This window comes from Roseibium sp., assembly GCF_965276855.1.
Taxonomy (GTDB): domain Bacteria; phylum Pseudomonadota; class Alphaproteobacteria; order Rhizobiales; family Stappiaceae; genus Roseibium.
Genome location: NZ_OZ255700.1, coordinates 3,859,054 through 3,876,248, shown reverse-complemented (window position 1 = coordinate 3,876,248; position 17,195 = coordinate 3,859,054). Strand labels below are relative to the sequence as shown.

Genomic DNA, 17,195 nt, shown 5'->3' with positions numbered 1-17,195 from the left:
CTCAAGCCTCCGCAGCCGCTTGGGCGGCCAAACCGCCGGTAATGATGGCACGCCGGGTCGGCACTGTCTCGCGTTCTGGCCCGTCGTCGGCCTCACGGTCATTTGCGGGCGCCGCAGCCGCTTCCCGGGCCGCCCGAATATCAGCGGCACGGTCGGTGTCAGCGATGTTGCCGGGATCAAACAGCGCCGCCATAACCGCTCGCGCCACCTCCACCGCCTGCATCTGCGTCTTGAACTCGAACATGGGCGAAAACAGCGAGCACGCCATGTAAGCGCCTGTCATCTCGCGGGTATTGTGGATGAACTCGTAGTCGCCAGACGGAAAGTTGAGAATGTCCTTGGTTCCCGGCCGGATTTCGGACCAGTTGTCGTCTTCGCTGGGCATCAACACCAGGTTCATGAACCAGGGCGTGATCAAGACACCGAGCGGGCGCTCGTTCCACACCTGAAATCCGACCGCCTCTACCGACAGCGTCTTGTTGACCATCGGCAGGTCCCGCATGCTGGCATGCCAGACCTCCCGAAAATCCGACGTCAGCCGTTGGGCAATTTCCTCCAACTTTCGGTCTTGGGCCACCGCTTCGGATCCCGGGTCTTCCAAAACCATGAACTGTGCCTTCGGCGCACTGCAATTGGGGCAGGACCAGTCGCCCGGAAGATCCCGAAATGCCGTTCCGGGCTCAACCTGCCGGTAATCGTCTCCTTCTGCAGGATCATATGGCGTCCAGCAGATCTTACATTCCATGATCGCCGCCGGGCTGATCTTGTCGGCCGCGCCGAGATAGCTGCCTTCGAAACCGCTCATGAGATCGCCTCCAGCACCTTCAGGATCCGCGCACCGCTGTCGGTCAGGTCTTCCGGCGCCGCCACGGCCACTTCCGGCACACCGGTCACTTCGAACGTATCGAGGATCAGGGTGTCCATGGAGTTGAAGAACTGAACCCGCCAGACATGGGCCAAGGCGGTCGCGGTGATGCGGCAGTTGCCATAACCACGAGAAAGAATGGTCACCGCCCCCTCGCCCAGAGCCGTATCCAGCCAGGCCAGGTCTTCTTCCGTGTGTGGCAGGAGGGACAGATTGATCACATGCAATTCGGAGCCAGGTCCAAAGTTAGCCGACTTGTCTTGAAGTTCTGCCAGCAGCGCCGGCGCATTGATCACGCCCGGCCCAGGCGGTGTCGCGTCCAGCTGTCCCTGCCTTACCGGCGCGAACGGATTTTTGGTCACGCTGGCGGAAATTGGTCCGACTTCCAAAGCGTTGATGCCGGCACCATTCAAGCGCCAGACACCAGCAAAGACGCTTTCCTGCACGGCAATTGCCGGGACACCCCGGACCTTCGCCGCCACCTCGCCGTCGCCGAGGGTGTCCGAGATCAGCTTCATGCTTTCTACATCGAGGTCGGACAGATCAAAACGGGCGGGCGTATGCGCTGTACAGGCGTCCGCCACAGCGCGCAAAACGGCAAATGCCGGTTCCAGATCCTCAAGCGATGCTTCGACGTCGGGCAAACGCGGCGCATAGCTGCGCATGTCCTGCGGCATCGCCATGTATTCGAGCTGATCGTCGCCCTCCGCCATGGGCTGTGAACCGGGGCCGAAACCGACAGGTGGTGTGAGGAAACTGTTGGACATGGTCGGTTCCTTATTCAGCTGCGATCGGTGCGGCGATGATCTGGGTGATGCGCTCGACATATTCGTGCCAATCGCGAACCTTAGGTATTCCGCCGGCAAAACTCCCTGATCGATAAAACAGTAGGCTCGGCGTTTTCAGGACACCTGCGGCCTCGCGCACTTGGTATTCGACCGGATCGGCAACAACCGCGCAGTCGAACCGGCGTTGAAATGCCTGATGAAGTTCAGGCAGGATCACCGCAACGTCCGCCGTCTCCAGATTGCGGGACGGGTCACCGGGTACGAACAGAACATGGTCGCCGGGCGCTTCGATAAAGGCCGCCACTTCGGCCATGGTCGTCAACGTTGGCCAGCCGTAGTCGTCGGTCAGCCGGGCAATGAGCGGGTGGGTCATAACGGGTCCTCCTCAAGCGGTCGTTCGGCCGGCATCGAGCGCCGCCTGCAAGTGACTGGGCAATTGCGGTTCTGCAGCATCAAGATCGGCAAAGGCGTCACCCACTGCCCCTCCTGCCATCACAGCGCGCAGACCGGCCAGAGCAGCGGAAATCTTCTCAGCCTCATCAGCACTGATCACTTCTCTGGACGCCCCTAGAAAGGTGAGTACCCAATCCCCAACAGCAGCCTGAGGCGTCAGCGAAAGATCAACGATCTCGTGACACTTGCCATCACTCGCTTTGCCGGCGATGCCATCAATATCGATGAGTTTCATGGGTATACCGACACACATGGGGCTACTCGCTGACCGGGAAAAAACGGTCATCGCCGGTCCGGCAGGCAACTTCCGCAGATGGCCGTCCCGCCTCATAGGCGCCGCGCAAGATCGACGGATCCGCGAGCAACCGCGTGTCGCCCTTTCCAGGCTTCGCCTCGATGCCGAGTTCGGAGAGTTTGCGAAGTCCGATTTTCACCGCCGGGACGATCTGGTCGGCAACAGCCGGACGCAATCCGCCGCCGTAATCTTCGAGCTCTTCCGGCTGGCAGCCAATCAAGATAAGGGTTTCGGGGCAATAGCCCATGAGCTGCGCCGTAGCGATCACGTCCTGAAAGCCCGTCTGATGAAGAGACATCTTCTTGGCGCCCATGAAACGGGGCACCTCGTCGCCCTCGATAATCTTCAGGGTGCCCGGTTCGAGACCGTAGTCGATGGCGTCAAAAACAAGCAGGATGTCTGCGGCTTCCAGAAACGGCAGCAGATAGAGCCCCTGGGTCCCGCCATCCAAGAGCTGGACCGTATCGTCGAACGCCCAGCTTTCGGCGAGCGCTTCCAAGCAACGGACACCGAACCCCTCATCTGCCCAAAGCACATTGCCGATACCGAGAATGAGCACTTGCCCCGTCATGTCCCCTCCCAAGGCCGTGGTTATTTGCTTTCCACTTCATCTAGGATTGAGAGTATCGCGGGTTTTTCTGTGTTCAAATGACTTAGTTCAATTTGCGGAAATATTTTGTAATCAATTGTTTTTCCGTCATTATTCGAGATCCAGGCATCTGACAGATTTACATCTCCGGAAGAAAAGTTTCCAACAATCCTAATTTCCGGATACATCTTTTACATATTCAAATCCAACTCAGAATGCTGCATCCGATTGGGCCTCTAACCGGATTAGACTTTTAAACTGACACTTGCCGAGGGCTCCGGGCTGTCAGGGCCTCGCTGGGACAGGGCCCCACAAACAACAAGTGGCAGACCTTTTGGACTGCCACTGGTTTTTGTCACCGCAAACGACGAACCCTCAGTCCGGTTTGTCATCCTTGAAGGTTCGATGTCCGGAAATCATCGTCGAAACGATGGACTGGCGGCTCATGATGTCCTCGCGAATGGCCACGTAGATGTGAATGATCATGAAGATCACGATCCACCACATGCCCAGGTGATGGTAGGTGTGCACCAGCATGCTGTTGCCGCCGACCAGCGTGAACACCCAACCGAACATCACATCCGCCCAACTTCCATGACCCAGGCCTTCGCCGTAAAGGGCAAAGCCGGTGATGATCATGAAACTCACCCCAAGGGTGATGAAGCAGAACATTGCTAATTGCGCGAGCGGATTGTGACCCACGTATTTCTTGGGTTCCTTTTCTAGGAACAGATACCAGCGGATCTCGAACAAGACTTCGCGCCACCAAGAACCACTGAGTAACGGCACGTAGAATAGCTGCCGAGCATGGTGGTTACCGAAAATAGCCCAGTACATTCGGCCCAGGAAGCCGATCGCCAGGATCCACCCGGCCGCAAAATGGGCAAAGCGGATGTATCCGAACACGAACTGGTAGGTCGCCTCGGCGATAATCATGGTTGGCGGAGGAGAGCCGATGAAGTATCCGGTCACACACAGGACCAGGATCGCTGCGGCGTTGATCCAGTGCCAGATCCGAACCGGCGCTTCGTAGACATAAACACTGGTCTGACGGCTGGCGCTGGAGAGATCCTCCGGATCGGCATGCGTTCCGGCCAGAGGGTCGCCTAACATGTCTGCCATGGGAGCCTCCTATGACCTGACCAGAACCCTGCGCACAAACCGCAGAGCTGCATGGATCACAATCCCGGCCGCTGCGGCCCCGAGGACCAGCAGCACCAGATGGTCGGCCGAGGTCAGCCAATGGACATCGCCTTCGACCCAAGCCTTTTCATGGCCACCATGGGCAAGAGCCGCAGTGGCGGACAGTAGATAAGAAACAATCGCCAAACATTTCATGTCCAGTCTCCTCAGCGGATCTTCACGGTGGTGAGTTCGTCCCCATCCGGGGACATCACATGGGTGGAACAGGCCAGGCACGGATCGAAACTGTGCAAAGTTCGCAGAATTTCGACTGGTTCTTCGGGGCGCTCCATCTTGGTGTTCATAAGGCTTGCCTCAAAGGCGCCGATGTTGCCCTGACTGTCCCTGGGCGAACCGTTCCAGGTGGTCGGCACGACACATTGGTAGTTCTCGATCCGGCCATCCTTGATCTTCACCCAGTGGCCAAGCGCACCACGCGGAGCTTCTGTCATGCCCACGCCCTTGGCTTCCTTCGGCCACGTTGAGGGGTCCCATTTGGCGACATTGGCAGTGCTTTCGTCGCCGTTCTTGATGTTGGTCATCAACTTGTCGAAGAAATGCTTCTGCAGTCTGCCGCAGTATTCGCTTTCCAGCGCCCGGGCCGCCGTGCGCCCGAGAGTGGAGAACAAGGCATCGACCGGCAGGTCCATTGTTCTGAGAAGTCCGTTGACCTGATCGGAGATATCTTCATGCCCCTGCGCATACCCCACGATGTAGCGGGCAAGCGGGCCGACCTCCATTGCATTGCCCCGCCAGCGCGGCGCCTTGATCCAGCTGTATTTGGCGCCCTCATCAATCTGCTTGATGTTGGTCTTGCTGCCCTTAAGGTTCGGCCCCAGCTCGAACTTGGCTTCGGTCTTGCCGTCCCAGGGATGCAAGCCCTTGCCCGGCTCACCGTAGTCGTACCAACTGTGATCCACGAACTCCTGGATCTGCTCCGGATCGCGCACGTCGACATCATGGACGGTCGTCAAATCGCCATCGATGATCGCGCCGCGCGGCAGGTAGAGCTGCTCCGGAGAGAAATCATTGGCATGCTCAGGAATGTCGCCATAGGCCAAAACAGCCTTGGAACTGAGCCCCCCGCCATAGAGCCAGTTCTTGTAGAACCCGCCGATAGCAATAACGTCCGGTAGATAAACGTTCTTGTTGAACTCTATGCACTTGTCGATGATAGAGCTGACCAGGTTCAGACGCTCCATGTTGATCGCCCCGACCGCGCCTGTTGAATGCACGTTGATTGGACAGGGCACGCCGCCCACCAGCCAGTTGGGGTGCGGGTTCTTGCCGCCAAAGATCGTATGGACCTTGACGACCTCTTTCTGCAGATCCAGTGCTTCGAGATAATGTGTGGTCGCCATCAGGTCCGCTTCCGGCGGCAGCAGATAAGCGGGATTATCCCAATATCCATTTTTAAATAAACCCAGCTGACCGCTTTCAACGAACTGTTTCAATCGGTTCTGCACATCCCGGAAATATCCCGGCGACGACAACGGATGACTCGGTGAGACTGCCTGCTGTAGCTCGCTGGTCGCCTTGGGATCGGCCCGCAAAGCATTTATCGGATTCACCCAGTCCAGCGCATGTAGGTGGTAGAAGTGCACGATGTGATCGTGGATCTGCAGATTGAGCTGCATCATGTTGCGGATCGAGTTGGCATTATCCGGGATCGTGATCCCGAGCGCGTCCTCGACCGCACGCACGGAAGTCAGCGCATGCGTCCCGGTGCAAACGCCGCAAATCCGTTCGGTGAACGCCCAGGCATCGCGTGGATCGCGGCCTTTCAGGATCACCTCAAGACCTCGCCACATGGTGCCGGTCGAAACGGCGTTGCGAATGTAACCTTCATCGTCGACATTCACTTCGCAGCGCATGTGACCTTCGATCCGGGTAACCGGATCGACCACGATCCGCTGACCTGACGTGTCGAGATCGAAGCCGTTGGGTGTCTGGACAACCATGGATCAGGCCTCCTCTTTGCTGGGCTGTGACTGGGTTTTCTTCTGGGCGGTCTTGAGAGCGGAGATCGCGGCATGGGCGGCAACACCGGCGCCAACCACGCCGGCCGCGGCAAACCCGACCTGATCGGCGTTGGATTCCACACCGAACTGGGTCAGATCAGTGACGCGGTCATAGAACGTTCCCTGGTCCCAGAAGCCGTCTTCGGAACAGCCGATGCAGCCGTGGCCCGACTGGATTGGGAAACTGACGCCATCGTTCCAGCGGATCGTGGAACAGGCGTTGTAGGTCGTCGGCCCCTTGCAGCCCATCTTGTACAGGCAGTAGCCCTTGCGCGCATTTTCATCGTCCCATTCCTCAACGAACTGACCCGCGTCGAAATGAGGGCGGCGGTAGCATTTGTCGTGAATGCGCTGTCCGTAGAACATCGCCGGCCGGCCCTGCCGGTCGAGTTCAGGCAGACGGTCAAAGGTGAGCATGTAGGTGATGACACCGGTCATGACCTCGGCGATCGGTGGACAACCGGGCACCTTGATGATCGGCTTGTCCAGGATCACCTTGTGGACGGGCGTTGCCTGGGTCGGGTTCGGCTTGGCCGCCTGAACGCAGCCATAGGACGCACAGGCCCCCCAGCTGATGATCGCCTTGGCATCCTTGGCTGCATAACGCAGCTTTTCGACAAACGGCTTGCCGCCGGTGATGCAGAACATGCCGTCTTCGTTCAGCGGCGGATTGCCTTCGACGGCGAGGATGTATTGCCCCTTGTATTTCTGAATGGTGTCTTCAAAGGCCGCTTCAGCCGCGTGACCTGCCGCGGCCATGAGGGTATCGTCGTAATCGAGACTGATCATCGACAACACCACATCTTTGGCCAGCGGATGCGCAGACCGGATGAAGCTCTCCGAGCAGCAAGTGCATTCCAGGCCATGCACCCAGATGACCGGTGTCCGCGGCTTGGTTTCCATGGCATGCGCAATCTTGGGAACGAACGCAGGTCCGAGCCCAAGTGCCGACGCGGTCAGCGAACAGTATTTCATGAAACTGCGCCGGGTGATCCCTTGTCGGCGCATCACGTCGTAAAAGGTTTCAATATCGGCCACGAATGTCTCCTCCACCAACGGCATTGGACACCGGAGTGAACACCGGCATCTTTCATCATTGGAGCCTGAAGGGGCTGGCCGGACGTTTCAAAGCGTTGACACGAGAAACCGCATTATTTTTTTATTTGATATATTTCAAAATGATACGCAGGAACGGGCTAAAATTCCGCCCAGTCGAGCGGTTACCAAACAACCGCTCGTTCCGCTGGATGGCAATTGAGTTACCGCTCCGAGAGGACCCGCGCCGCCGCGACAAGGGATTGTCCCAACGCCACACCGCCGTCATTCGCCGGCGACGTTCGGTGGACCAAGACGGGAACACCCCGAAGTGCTTTCATGCAGGCGTTGAGCAGGGTGACACTCTGAAAACACCCCCCGGACAAAGCCACGGCACGCGCACGGCCCGAGGCGACTAGCGATCGGGCGGGCGCCGCAAAGGCATGGGCCAGTCCGGCATGAAACCTTGCGGCGATGGCGGCTGCCGGGACACCATGGTCCTGATCTGCGACAATCGCTTTGAACACGCTTGCGGTGGTGATTTGATCGCCACTTTGCCTAAACTCGTAAGGACGATCAAGATCCTCTGGCGCTGATGCGGCAAGAGCTTCCAGTCGCATGGCGGCTTCGCCCTCAAAAGTCTGTTCCTCGGGACACAGCCCAAGGACAGCAGCGACCGCGTCAAACAACCGGCCTGCCGAGCTGGAAGCAAACGAATTGATCCCGGCTAAGGCCGCCTGCCGGATCAGCGCCACGGGCTGGTCTGGAAACAGGCGGTCAGCGGCTGTTCCCAGATCCGCTCGATCAAGCCGCATCACTGCGTTCCGCCAGGGCTGGCGCTGGGCCGCGTCACCGCCAACCAGCGGCGCTGGTTCCAGGAAAAACTCCCGACTGAAATCATTATAATCGCCCAGCAGCAGTTCACCGCCCCAAATGGAGCCGTCTGCGCCGAGCCCCAAACCGTCCAGGATGATGCCCGCCACAGCGCCGCCGGTAAGCGGCCAGCCATTGTCCGCCATGCAGGCGGCAAGATGGGCATGATGGTGCTGAACCGAGATCAACGGCATTTCACCGGCGCGGCTTTCCGCATGCTGGGACGACCGGTAGCCAGAATGCAGATCGCAGGCAAACACTTCCGGCTGATGATCGAACAAGGCCGCGTAATCTGAATCTGCCTTGCAGAACTCGTCAAAGGTCAACGCCTCGTCCAGATCGCCGAGATGGTGCGACAGCAGCGCCCGCCCGTTCTTGATTAAGCAGATTGCAGATTTCAGATGGGCACCAAAGGCCAGGACCTGCGGGGCATGCTCGAACCCGTCCGGCAGGGGCAGTGTTTCCGGCACCCTGCCCCGCGCCCGGCGCAGGCACATGATCCCGTGTTTGGTCACCTGTTCCACGCTGTCGTCGAGACGGCGTTCGATATCCCGGTCGTGAAGCAAAAAACCGTCGGCGAGATGACCGAGCTTTTGCTTTGCCTCCTCGTTACCAATCACCTGCGGTTCGCCGGATACATTGCCGGACGTCATGACCAGTGGCCGCCCGACAGCGTCCAGCAATAAATGATGCAGTGGTGTGTAGGGCAGCATCCAGCCGAGTTTTGTCTGTCCGGGTGCGAGATCCTCGGGCAAGGTTTCTGCCATCGGCAACAAGACGATTGGGGCGGCCGGGTCCTTGAGCAGGTCCAATGATTCGGGATCGGTCCGGGCGTATCGCTCGACATCTGCCAAGCGCCCCATCAGCGCCAGCGGCTTGGCTGGGCGGTTCTTCCGGCGCCGCAGGGTGGCGATGGCCTCGGGCTTCGTGGCGTCGCAGGCCAGATGAAAGCCACCCAATCCCTTGATCGCCAGAATATCGCCGTTGAGCAGTCGCTGTGCGGCCCATTGGATCGGGTCTTCGTCTGTTGGGACACCATCGGCCTCGCCCCAGACCTTCGGGCCGCAGTTCGAACAGGCAATCGGCTGGGCGTGAAAGCGGCGGTCCGCCGGATCCTTGTATTCCCGGGAGCAGTCATCGCACATCCGGAAAGCTGCCATTGACGTCATTTTCCGGTCGTAAGGCACGCCTTTCAGGATGGTGAACCGCGGTCCGCAATGGGTGCAGTTGGTAAAGGCATAACCACTCCGGCGCGGATCGGGTCCGTAAATGTCGGCGACACAGTCCTCGCAAGTGGCCGCGTCCGGTGTGACAGCCGTTTCAGCGCCTTGCCCTTCGCTTTTGACAATCTGGAAATCCGTTGGCGGTTCGCTGAACACAAATGGTTCGGGTTCCACCGCATCGACCCGTGCCAGGGGCGGTTTTTCGGTCTCCAGCGCGGACACAAAGGCGGCCAGAGCGTTACCAAAACCATGAATAAGCACCCCTTCCGGGTCATTCATCACGGTGCCCTTGATGCCGAGCCGGGATGCGAGCTGCCAGACGAAGGGCCGGTAGCCAACGCCCTGAACCTGGCCGCGAATGCGGATGCGGAGCCCGTCCCGCATGCCCATCAATGCACCGTACACACCATGCAGGGATCAAAACTGCGCACGATGTGCTGCACCGATAAGGGCGTGTCCTCGCCCTCTCCAACGGGAGCCCCCACGAGCGCTGCTTCGACCGGCCCTGGATGCCCAGCGGAATCGCGCGGACTGAAGTTCCACGTGGTCGGAGCGATGATCTGATAGCCCGCAATACGCCCGTTTTCGATATGCACCCAGTGACCGAGTGCACCGCGCGCGGCTTCCACCAGACCTTTACCGGTACCGTTCTCAGGCACGGGAACATCACTCATAAATGACGCTTCAGGCGTGACTGATTTGACCCAGTTTTCCATTAGGATTTGCGTCCTGGCGATTTCCAGTAGTCGTCCGGCGACCCGCGAAAGCACACTGCTACCAAGCTTTGCCAATTCAACCGCCGCTGGGTGTCCATCGATCACCTGGCGCGCGAAAGCTCCGGTTTCCATGGTTTGGCCGGCAAGGCGCGGCGCCTTGCACCAGCTGTAGGCGGTTTCCCGCATCTCTTCGTCCGGAACGGTCTGCCCGTTGGCCGGATGACGCTCTTCTCCCAGCATCCACGCGTGACTGAGATCTTCCCGGATATCCTCGGTCGATAAGGCTGCGGTCCTGCCACCTGCCCATACACCGGGTCCGAAACTGCGTTCCTCTGCCAACGGATACGCACCATAGGACAAATACCGGTCCGGGCCGCGGCCCAACTTGCACAGTTCCAGATCCGCTGCGATTTCCATGAAAAGGCCCGCATCGCCGGTCGGCCAGGAGCTGATCGCCTCAGCAGTGGCAAGCTCGGCGAACGCTTCGACAGGCGCTCCAAACACGACCGTTTCAAGATACCGGCGGAAGGCGGCAAGGGTCGAGGCGAACCGGACCTTGTCCCGGGCGGTCGGCGCACGGGTGACGCCTCCCGCCTGGATCGCAAGTGTGTGCGGCCACTTGCCTCCAAGCAGCCCAACGATATGCAAAAGCTGCGCCCGCGCTTCCACGGCCTGCCGGACCGCCGAGCCCTGCATGGCCGTGAACCGTTCAAGTGCGCGGGGATGCCAGTCCCGCCCGGCGTAAGAGGGCCGCGCGAAATCAGCCATGAAAAACAAATTGAAATGGGTGAGATGATCACAAACGTTTTCAATGGCATGCAGCAACGCCGTGGCCAGTGCGCCCTGGGGCGCGGGCGGCCGTCCAGCGGCCGATCCAAGCGCAGCAGCTGCGGCCGCTGACTGGCTGATGGAACAGATCCCGCATATGCGTGGTGTGATGGTCAGGGCGTCGATCGGCGCCTTGCCGAGCAACATGGGCTCGAATCCGCGATAAAGCGGGGAATTGGCAAAGGCGGCCGACACCTTCCCGTCCGCGACTTCCAGCCGGATTTCCAAATCGCCTTCGACGCGGTTGAACGGTCCGACCAGCAAATTCCGGCTGCTCATGCCTTGCCGGCCTTTGGCTTGGGCGGAACCTCGATCCGGTCGGACACCGCGTTGCGGGCAATCCGGTCCGGGGTTGCGGCCTTCGACAGCGACGCCAACGCCATGAACCAGGCTTTCGGCATATCTGACGGGAGGCCAATTGGGATCCCGGCGAATTTAGGCGTTTCCGTAAACGGATGGCGCGGCTCTTCGAACTCCGGCGCCGTGCAGTTGATGCACGGATATCCGGCCCGCGTGCAGGAGCCATCGCCGTTCCAGCCGCGGATATTGCAGTCGCCAACGGCTTGGGTACCGACGCAGCCCAGATTTTCCATCATGCAGCCCAGCTCACTCAGTTTCGTAGCGCTGGCCTTGTATTCATAGAACTCGTTTTTCGGACACGCATGATGGACCAGATGGTCCGCGTAGAATTTCGGCCTCGCAAGACTGTCCAGATCCTCTGCGCTCAGGGAATTGGAGGCGAGCAACAATAGGGTTTCCGTCACCCAATCCGGATGGGTCGGACAGCCGGCAACATTGATGACAGGCAATCCGCCCACGGACCGGAAATCCGCGGACAGGGCGCCCCCCGGATGATGGCCGTCATATTGAACACCGACCGCAGAGGACGGATTACCGCCGGCAGTCGGAATACCGCCATACGTGGCGCAAGTTCCGACCGCCACCACGTGCTGGGCCTTTGGCGCTAGACTCTTTACCCAATCGAGCATCGAGCGTCCCGTTCCGGACAAGATATGGAACCGGCCTGTGCCCTTCGGACCAGTGGCAATCGCCCCCTCGACGCACAGAACATCCAGCTCCACGGCACCGCTCTCGACCGCCTCCAGAAGTCGACGGACTTCGCCACCGGTTTGTTCTGAGAGCGCCGGATGCCACAAGAACGTGATGCCGGCGCCGTCCAGAAGATCGAAGACATTCGGGCTTTCAGCGCACAGAAGTGACATGGTGCAGCCGCCGCAACCGGCCGATTGAAGCCACAAAACATTCATGGGGCCGGCTTTCTCCGCAACTTGAGGCAAAAACAACTTCCGCCGGTTTCGGGTTCGCATAGCGTCAGGTCTCCGCCATGCTCCTGGGCAATCTTGTGGGAAATGGACAATCCCAACCCGGTTCCCTTGCCGACCGGCTTGGTGGTGAAAAACGGATCAAAAACCGAAGTTGCAATCGTAGAAGGGATTCCCGGCCCGTTGTCACAAACCTTGAGTATCGCCCAATCTCCGTCGATTTTATGGGAGAGAGTAATCTGTGGCTCGTCTATCGCTGCGAGCGCATCGATCGCGTTCTGCACAAGGTTCATAACGATCTGCTGCACATGTCCGGGATTACCGTAAGCAATCGGTGCATCACCTTTTTCGAACACAATATTGACCGGGGTTTTGGTGCCACGTGCGACCCAATCAACGGCAAGACGAGTAGTCGTTACTAGATCGAAGTCAACTAACTCTCCGCTGCCGTCTGCCGACAAACGGCGCAGATCCTCCACAATATCTCGCACCCTCTCAGCACCGTCTTTTGCACCGGTAATTGCAGTCCTAAGGTTCGACACAGCCCGGTCTAGTCTGAGTTCCTGGCGCAAGGTGATCAATTCATCGCGGGGAGCCCCGCCCGTTACCGCATTGAAGTAAGTCTCAAGCTTGGTGGCGGATTTTTCCAATGCATGCGTATTGGCGTAGACAAAACTGATCGGATTATTCAACTCGTGCGCAACACCTGCAACAAGACGTCCAAGACCTGCCAGTTTTTCGTTTCGCACCAGCTGCGCTTGCGTTTCCTTGAGCGTGACGTGGCTTTCCTCAAGCTCCGAGTAGGCTCGCCGCAATTCGCCCAATGGCCGGCCGACAATTACTGCACCAACACTCTTGCCGCGCTCGTTCAGACGAGGAGCGATACTGAGTTCAAACGGTGAATCACCGTCTTCCGTTTCGATATCGATTTCGACCACAGCCCGCTCATGGGTGGAAATCGCGCGCTCAATTGTTTCCTTGAAAATAGGAAATGAGCCTGGGTGGACCAGATCATCGAAGGACTTGCCGGACCAGTCGGTTCTGTTGCCGCTAGCCAACCGATCGAAAGATCCACCGGTTTGCTCGATCACACGTCCACGATCGACCACGACAAGTACGTCGGAGACCGAGCTCATGACAGAGCTCAGAAACTGTCTGAGCTCCTCCAGCTGACTGTTCTTTTGCTCCAGCTGTTCCTGATAGGCGACAAGCTCAGTATAGGTCTGATCGACCGCCTCAAGAACCTTCGCCCACGCGTTATCATTAAACTCGTATCCTGGGTCAGCTTCTTCGGAACGCTGCATCATGTCTTTCCGGCGGATCCAATTTCCTAGTCTAAGATCTATTTTGAGTATCGCTCAAAAAGCTGCTCACGCAAATGCCCTGCGATCCGGCGCAAGTACCGGCAATAAAATTATACGTTCGCCAAACGCCACGGGCTGTTCCCGAATGCGAGATTGCTTCGGCTCTGAAGACTGCATGTGTAGATATTGAAATGCCAAAAAAAACCGATACCAACCCGAATATGTATAGCGCGTAGGAAAAAAGCCAGATCTCTAGTTTCTTTTTGGACTGTCCAGGCCGCAACTCATCCGCAGCGAGCAAGTCCGCCCATAAATGAGGTGGATGGAAAACAATCGTGATATGTGCTTTTCTTGCTTGGCTCCGGTTGTCCGCTTCGGGCCGAGATTAGCCGTCCTTGTGTCCGCCTTCTTCCGGGGTTTGGCGCGACCGAGCTGCCGACCCCATGAGGCATCACCCAGGCGTCATCGCGGTTTCTCTAGGACTTCCATCCATTGGTTTCGGAGAAAGGATAAATACTGTCATTCACAGCGCTTTCTTCTGCGAAAAAACTCAGCCTGCATGGTAAAACTGTCTAAGCAGGGACAAAGCCAAATGAGCGATATCCTTTTGCGAGAACAAATAGTTTTTGATGCTACTTAATCTTCCTTTGCCACCCCAGTCGTCGCGCGCATTACGAGGCTGGTCGGCAAAATATGATGCTTAGCCTTGCCATCGCCGCCATCCCTCACCGCCTCAGAAATCAGTTTTGCGGCCATCGAACCGATTTCGCCGATGGGCTGCCGGACTGTCGTCAGCGAAATCATGCTCCAGCTGGCCATGGGTATGTCGTCAACGCCAATAATAGAGACATCTTCTGGAACCTTCAGACCGATCTTTTGCGCGGCATCCAGAGCACCGATCGCAATCACATCGTTTGCGCAAAAAATGGCTGTGGGCGGGGTTTCTGATCGCAGCAAATGGATGCAGCCCGAATAGCCGCCTTCGTGCGTGAATTCCGTATGGTGCATCAGATCAGTTTCAAAAGGAACGCCGGCATTCTTAAGCACAGCCTTGGCCCCCTCAAGGCGACCGGCTGTCGTTGATGTCGTGTCCGGTCCCATGAGAAATCCGATCCGGCGATGACCGAGCGACAAAAGATGAGACATTGCCTCCGCTCCTGCAGAGTAATTGTCGCTCTCGACAACATGCACGTCCCCCTTCTGGTTCGAACGGATCGCGAGAACCGTAGGCATTTCACGGTCTTTCAGGAATTCAACCATGGGGGAATCGATCATGGCAGTGGTAACAATCACACCATCAAGAATATCCAGCAAAGACCGCAGTTTACGGCCCGCCCGGTCGCGCGTGATCTCGTCAATGATCAGCACCATATCGAACCCGAGATCATCGAGCTCATTATGAAGACGATCGAGAAGGTACGGATAGAATGAGTTGTGCAGGGCCGCGACGACCACGCCAATAACGCCGCGGCGCCCGGACTTGGTAACAGATACAGTCGGCGCCCTTGCAGAGGCTTCATAGCCGAGGCTTGCTGCGGCATTCAAAATTCTCTGACGGGTGTCTTCAGACAACTGGCCACTGCCAGCCAAGGCGCGCGACGCGGTCGATTCAGCCACCTGCGCAGCTTTCGCAACATCTCTAAGCGTAATTTTGCCGGACAAGCATCACCTTTTTCCGAAACTTTCCGGGAAAGGACACTGGCGGCCCGGAAAACTATAAACATCGAAAAATATTTTTATCGGCATTCTGTTGTTTGTTCAACTTGTTAGCAGCTTCCGCATCGGAACGCGGCTTACCAACCGCAATTTTCCGTTGACTTGCGCAAGTTATTCCGGAAATATTTCGGAAATATTGCGCAAAGGGAGGAAATTGCGGCATGAAAACCGTCGGTCACCTTATCGGCCGGGCGCTGAAAGCCTATGGCGTGCCATACATCACCGGCTTACCCGGACATGGAAACTGGAACCTCATCGATGCGTTCAACGATCCAGGTTCCGATATACCTATCGTTCAAACGATGCACGAGCAGGCAGCGGTCCACATCGCGGATGCCCATTACCGGGTGACCGGTCAACCGATCGCAGCTTGCACATCCATTGGACCAGGCGCCGCCAACACGATCATGGGGCTGGCCAACGCGCACTGCGATTCAACTGCACTGATGTTGATTACGGGCGCTGCGTCCACCCACATGCGTGGGCACGGCGTCATGCAGGAAATGGACCGGGAAAACACTCCGGACTTCACAAAGGTCACGGAGCAGGTAACCAAACGCAACTTCGACATGATTACTCCGGACTCTGCTCCCTTTATCATGCATCGCGCATTCAATGCGATGATGACCGGGCGTCCAGGACCTGTGCACGTCGACATTCCGCTCGATGTTCAATCGGCCAATACCGATATCGATGTGCAAGACCTTGAAAAACGCCTGCCTACTGGCAGACAAAGAGCAGATAGCCAGGCTATTGAGGCGGCGATCGAATTACTCCTAAACGCAGAGCGCCCGTGCATCGTCGCAGGGGGTGGAGCAATTACTTCAAACGCCAGCCCCGCTCTCAAGCGTCTCGTCGAACGCCTTGGTATTCCGGTTGTCTTTACATGGAACGGCAAAGGTGCCCTGCCTGAAGACCACCCGATGAATGCTGGTACTGTCGGTTGGCCCGGCTCCCTTCCGGGGAATACGTTGGCAAGCACTGCTGATGTGGTCATGTCGCTTGGATGCCGGTTCACTGACTGGTCAGCGTCTTCTTGGCGCAAAGGCGTGAGCTTCTCCATACCTGAGTCCAAGCTCATCCATGTAGACATTGATCCCCGGGAAATCGGCAAGAACTATCCGGTTGAAGTTGGGGTCGTTTCAGATATCTCCTTGGCTTTGGAAGATATCGACGCCGGCATCTCGGGCGAGCAGGCCCGAAAGGCCTATGAGCGCAGATCTGCTCATCACGACAAACTCGTTCGGCTTTGGGCGGAATGGGATGAAATCCAAGAGCCACGCCGCTCTCACGACAAGATCCCGACGACCATGCTTCGCACCTTGCGGGAATTGCGGAAAGTTCTTCCGCGCAACGGGATTGTCACGGTGGGCTCCGGGCACCCGCAGAGCTCGACCAAGCAAGACTTCCCGATTTACGAGCCGCGTACACACATTACTCCCGGCAGTTATTCACCGATGGGCTTCGCCCTTCCGGCGGCGATCGGCGCAAAGCTTGCCAAGCCCGATGCTCCGGTGGTCTGCATCATCGGGGACGGTGACTTCATGATGTGCATGCAGGAACTCGCGACCTGTGTGGCCTACAACATCCCGGTCGTCTTCCTGGTTCTGAACAACTCCGGCTACATCTCTATCCGGGACGGCCAGGATGCGTTGATGGGGCGGAACATCATTTCCGAGTTCTCAATGCCAGGCGAAAACTCCGAGCCCTACTCGGTGAAGTTTCCAGCGCTCGCAAAGTCCTTCGGGTTCGACTTCGCAACCCAGGTTCAGCGTGTTGATGAAATCGGATCAACGATCAAGGCGGCGCTCGAAAGCGGTGGACCTGCACTTGTCGAAGTTCCGATCACCAGGGACGTCAGCATCGCAGCATCGAATGTCGTTGGGTGGTGGGACTTCCCGCCAGTGCCGACCGCTCCGCAAGCGGTCCGCGACGATTACGCCGCTGGTTTCGCAGCCGAACAACATCAGGGTCGCGATACGTCAAACGTGAAGATCGTCAAGGCGGAAGGCGCGGTAGGCTGA

Annotated in this window: 15 protein-coding genes; 1 reads left to right on the top strand and 14 read right to left on the bottom strand. The window is 58.0% G+C overall.

Going from position 1 to position 17,195, the window contains the following annotated elements; translation table 11 throughout:
• Nucleotide 1: 1 nt before the first annotated feature.
• The 14 genes from hybE to ACQY4Z_RS17790 form a co-directional block, all read right to left on the bottom strand.
• Nucleotides 2–805, bottom strand: a complete 804-nt coding sequence (gene hybE, locus ACQY4Z_RS17855; RefSeq protein ID WP_428523495.1) for a [NiFe]-hydrogenase assembly chaperone HybE — start codon at nucleotides 803–805, stop codon at nucleotides 2–4.
• A complete protein-coding gene (locus ACQY4Z_RS17850) occupies nucleotides 802–1,632 on the bottom strand; it encodes a hydrogenase expression/formation protein (protein WP_428523493.1) in 831 nt (276 codons plus the stop codon). Before ACQY4Z_RS17850 ends, hybE begins: the two co-directional genes overlap by 4 nt.
• A gap of 10 nt (nucleotides 1,633–1,642) precedes the next feature.
• Nucleotides 1,643–2,026 carry a hydrogenase gene (locus ACQY4Z_RS17845; RefSeq protein WP_428523491.1) on the bottom strand — a complete coding sequence of 128 codons (384 nt, stop codon included), beginning with the start codon at nucleotides 2,024–2,026 and terminating at the stop codon, nucleotides 1,643–1,645.
• 12 nt (nucleotides 2,027–2,038) lie between these two features.
• Nucleotides 2,039–2,341, bottom strand: a complete 303-nt coding sequence (locus tag ACQY4Z_RS17840) for a HypC/HybG/HupF family hydrogenase formation chaperone (RefSeq protein WP_428523489.1) — start codon at nucleotides 2,339–2,341, stop codon at nucleotides 2,039–2,041.
• Nucleotides 2,342–2,363: 22 nt separating this feature from the next.
• Nucleotides 2,364–2,972, bottom strand: coding sequence for a HyaD/HybD family hydrogenase maturation endopeptidase (locus ACQY4Z_RS17835; protein WP_428523487.1), 609 nt, complete (start codon nucleotides 2,970–2,972; stop codon nucleotides 2,364–2,366).
• Between the two features lie 393 nt (nucleotides 2,973–3,365).
• A complete protein-coding gene (gene cybH, locus ACQY4Z_RS17830; RefSeq protein WP_428523485.1) occupies nucleotides 3,366–4,112 on the bottom strand; it encodes a Ni/Fe-hydrogenase, b-type cytochrome subunit in 747 nt (248 codons plus the stop codon).
• Between the two features lie 9 nt (nucleotides 4,113–4,121).
• Entirely contained in the window at nucleotides 4,122–4,328 is a 207-nt protein-coding gene (locus tag ACQY4Z_RS17825) for a hypothetical protein (protein ID WP_428523483.1), read from the bottom strand.
• A gap of 11 nt (nucleotides 4,329–4,339) precedes the next feature.
• Nucleotides 4,340–6,133, bottom strand: a complete 1,794-nt coding sequence (locus ACQY4Z_RS17820; RefSeq protein WP_428523481.1) for a nickel-dependent hydrogenase large subunit — start codon at nucleotides 6,131–6,133, stop codon at nucleotides 4,340–4,342.
• A 3-nt stretch (nucleotides 6,134–6,136) separates the two neighbouring features.
• Nucleotides 6,137–7,231 (bottom strand): hydrogenase small subunit, encoded by a 1,095-nt coding sequence (locus ACQY4Z_RS17815; protein ID WP_428523479.1) that lies wholly within the window; start codon nucleotides 7,229–7,231, stop codon nucleotides 6,137–6,139.
• A gap of 221 nt (nucleotides 7,232–7,452) precedes the next feature.
• On the bottom strand, nucleotides 7,453–9,708 hold the full coding sequence (gene hypF, locus ACQY4Z_RS17810; protein WP_428523477.1) for a carbamoyltransferase HypF: 2,256 nt from the start codon (nucleotides 9,706–9,708) through the stop codon (nucleotides 7,453–7,455).
• Between the two features lie 5 nt (nucleotides 9,709–9,713).
• The gene (locus ACQY4Z_RS17805; protein WP_428523475.1) at nucleotides 9,714–11,147 is read right to left on the bottom strand and encodes a nickel-dependent hydrogenase large subunit; all 1,434 of its coding nucleotides are present in this window, start codon (nucleotides 11,145–11,147) and stop codon (nucleotides 9,714–9,716) included.
• The gene (locus tag ACQY4Z_RS17800) at nucleotides 11,144–12,091 is read right to left on the bottom strand and encodes a HupU protein (RefSeq protein ID WP_428523473.1); all 948 of its coding nucleotides are present in this window, start codon (nucleotides 12,089–12,091) and stop codon (nucleotides 11,144–11,146) included. Before ACQY4Z_RS17800 ends, ACQY4Z_RS17805 begins: the two co-directional genes overlap by 4 nt.
• A gap of 41 nt (nucleotides 12,092–12,132) precedes the next feature.
• A complete protein-coding gene (locus ACQY4Z_RS17795; RefSeq protein WP_428523471.1) occupies nucleotides 12,133–13,458 on the bottom strand; it encodes an ATP-binding protein in 1,326 nt (441 codons plus the stop codon).
• 633 nt (nucleotides 13,459–14,091) lie between these two features.
• Complete coding sequence (locus tag ACQY4Z_RS17790) at nucleotides 14,092–15,117, bottom strand: LacI family DNA-binding transcriptional regulator (RefSeq protein ID WP_428523469.1); 1,026 nt, start codon at nucleotides 15,115–15,117, stop codon at nucleotides 14,092–14,094.
• Nucleotides 15,118–15,332: 215 nt separating this feature from the next.
• Between ACQY4Z_RS17790 and ACQY4Z_RS17785 the strand changes: the two genes are divergently transcribed.
• The gene (locus ACQY4Z_RS17785; RefSeq protein WP_428523467.1) at nucleotides 15,333–17,195 is read left to right on the top strand and encodes a thiamine pyrophosphate-binding protein; all 1,863 of its coding nucleotides are present in this window, start codon (nucleotides 15,333–15,335) and stop codon (nucleotides 17,193–17,195) included.

Excerpts from the sequence above, each read along its gene's own strand:
- hybE (WP_428523495.1), bottom strand. The coding sequence starts at position 805 with ATGAGCGGTTTCGAAGGCAGCTATCTCGGCGCGGCCGACAAGATCAGC.
- ACQY4Z_RS17850 (WP_428523493.1), bottom strand. The coding sequence starts at position 1,632 with ATGTCCAACAGTTTCCTCACACCACCTGTCGGTTTCGGCCCCGGTTCA.
- ACQY4Z_RS17845 (WP_428523491.1), bottom strand. The coding sequence starts at position 2,026 with ATGACCCACCCGCTCATTGCCCGGCTGACCGACGACTACGGCTGGCCA.
- ACQY4Z_RS17840 (WP_428523489.1), bottom strand. The coding sequence starts at position 2,341 with ATGAAACTCATCGATATTGATGGCATCGCCGGCAAAGCGAGTGATGGC.
- ACQY4Z_RS17835 (WP_428523487.1), bottom strand. The coding sequence starts at position 2,972 with ATGACGGGGCAAGTGCTCATTCTCGGTATCGGCAATGTGCTTTGGGCA.
- cybH (WP_428523485.1), bottom strand. The coding sequence starts at position 4,112 with ATGGCAGACATGTTAGGCGACCCTCTGGCCGGAACGCATGCCGATCCG.
- ACQY4Z_RS17825 (WP_428523483.1), bottom strand. The coding sequence starts at position 4,328 with ATGAAATGTTTGGCGATTGTTTCTTATCTACTGTCCGCCACTGCGGCT.
- ACQY4Z_RS17820 (WP_428523481.1), bottom strand. The coding sequence starts at position 6,133 with ATGGTTGTCCAGACACCCAACGGCTTCGATCTCGACACGTCAGGTCAG.
- hypF (WP_428523477.1), bottom strand. The coding sequence starts at position 9,708 with ATGCGGGACGGGCTCCGCATCCGCATTCGCGGCCAGGTTCAGGGCGTT.
- ACQY4Z_RS17805 (WP_428523475.1), bottom strand. The coding sequence starts at position 11,147 with ATGAGCAGCCGGAATTTGCTGGTCGGACCGTTCAACCGCGTCGAAGGC.
- ACQY4Z_RS17800 (WP_428523473.1), bottom strand. The coding sequence starts at position 12,091 with ATGTCACTTCTGTGCGCTGAAAGCCCGAATGTCTTCGATCTTCTGGAC.
- ACQY4Z_RS17795 (WP_428523471.1), bottom strand. The coding sequence starts at position 13,458 with ATGATGCAGCGTTCCGAAGAAGCTGACCCAGGATACGAGTTTAATGAT.
- ACQY4Z_RS17785 (WP_428523467.1), top strand. The coding sequence starts at position 15,333 with ATGAAAACCGTCGGTCACCTTATCGGCCGGGCGCTGAAAGCCTATGGC.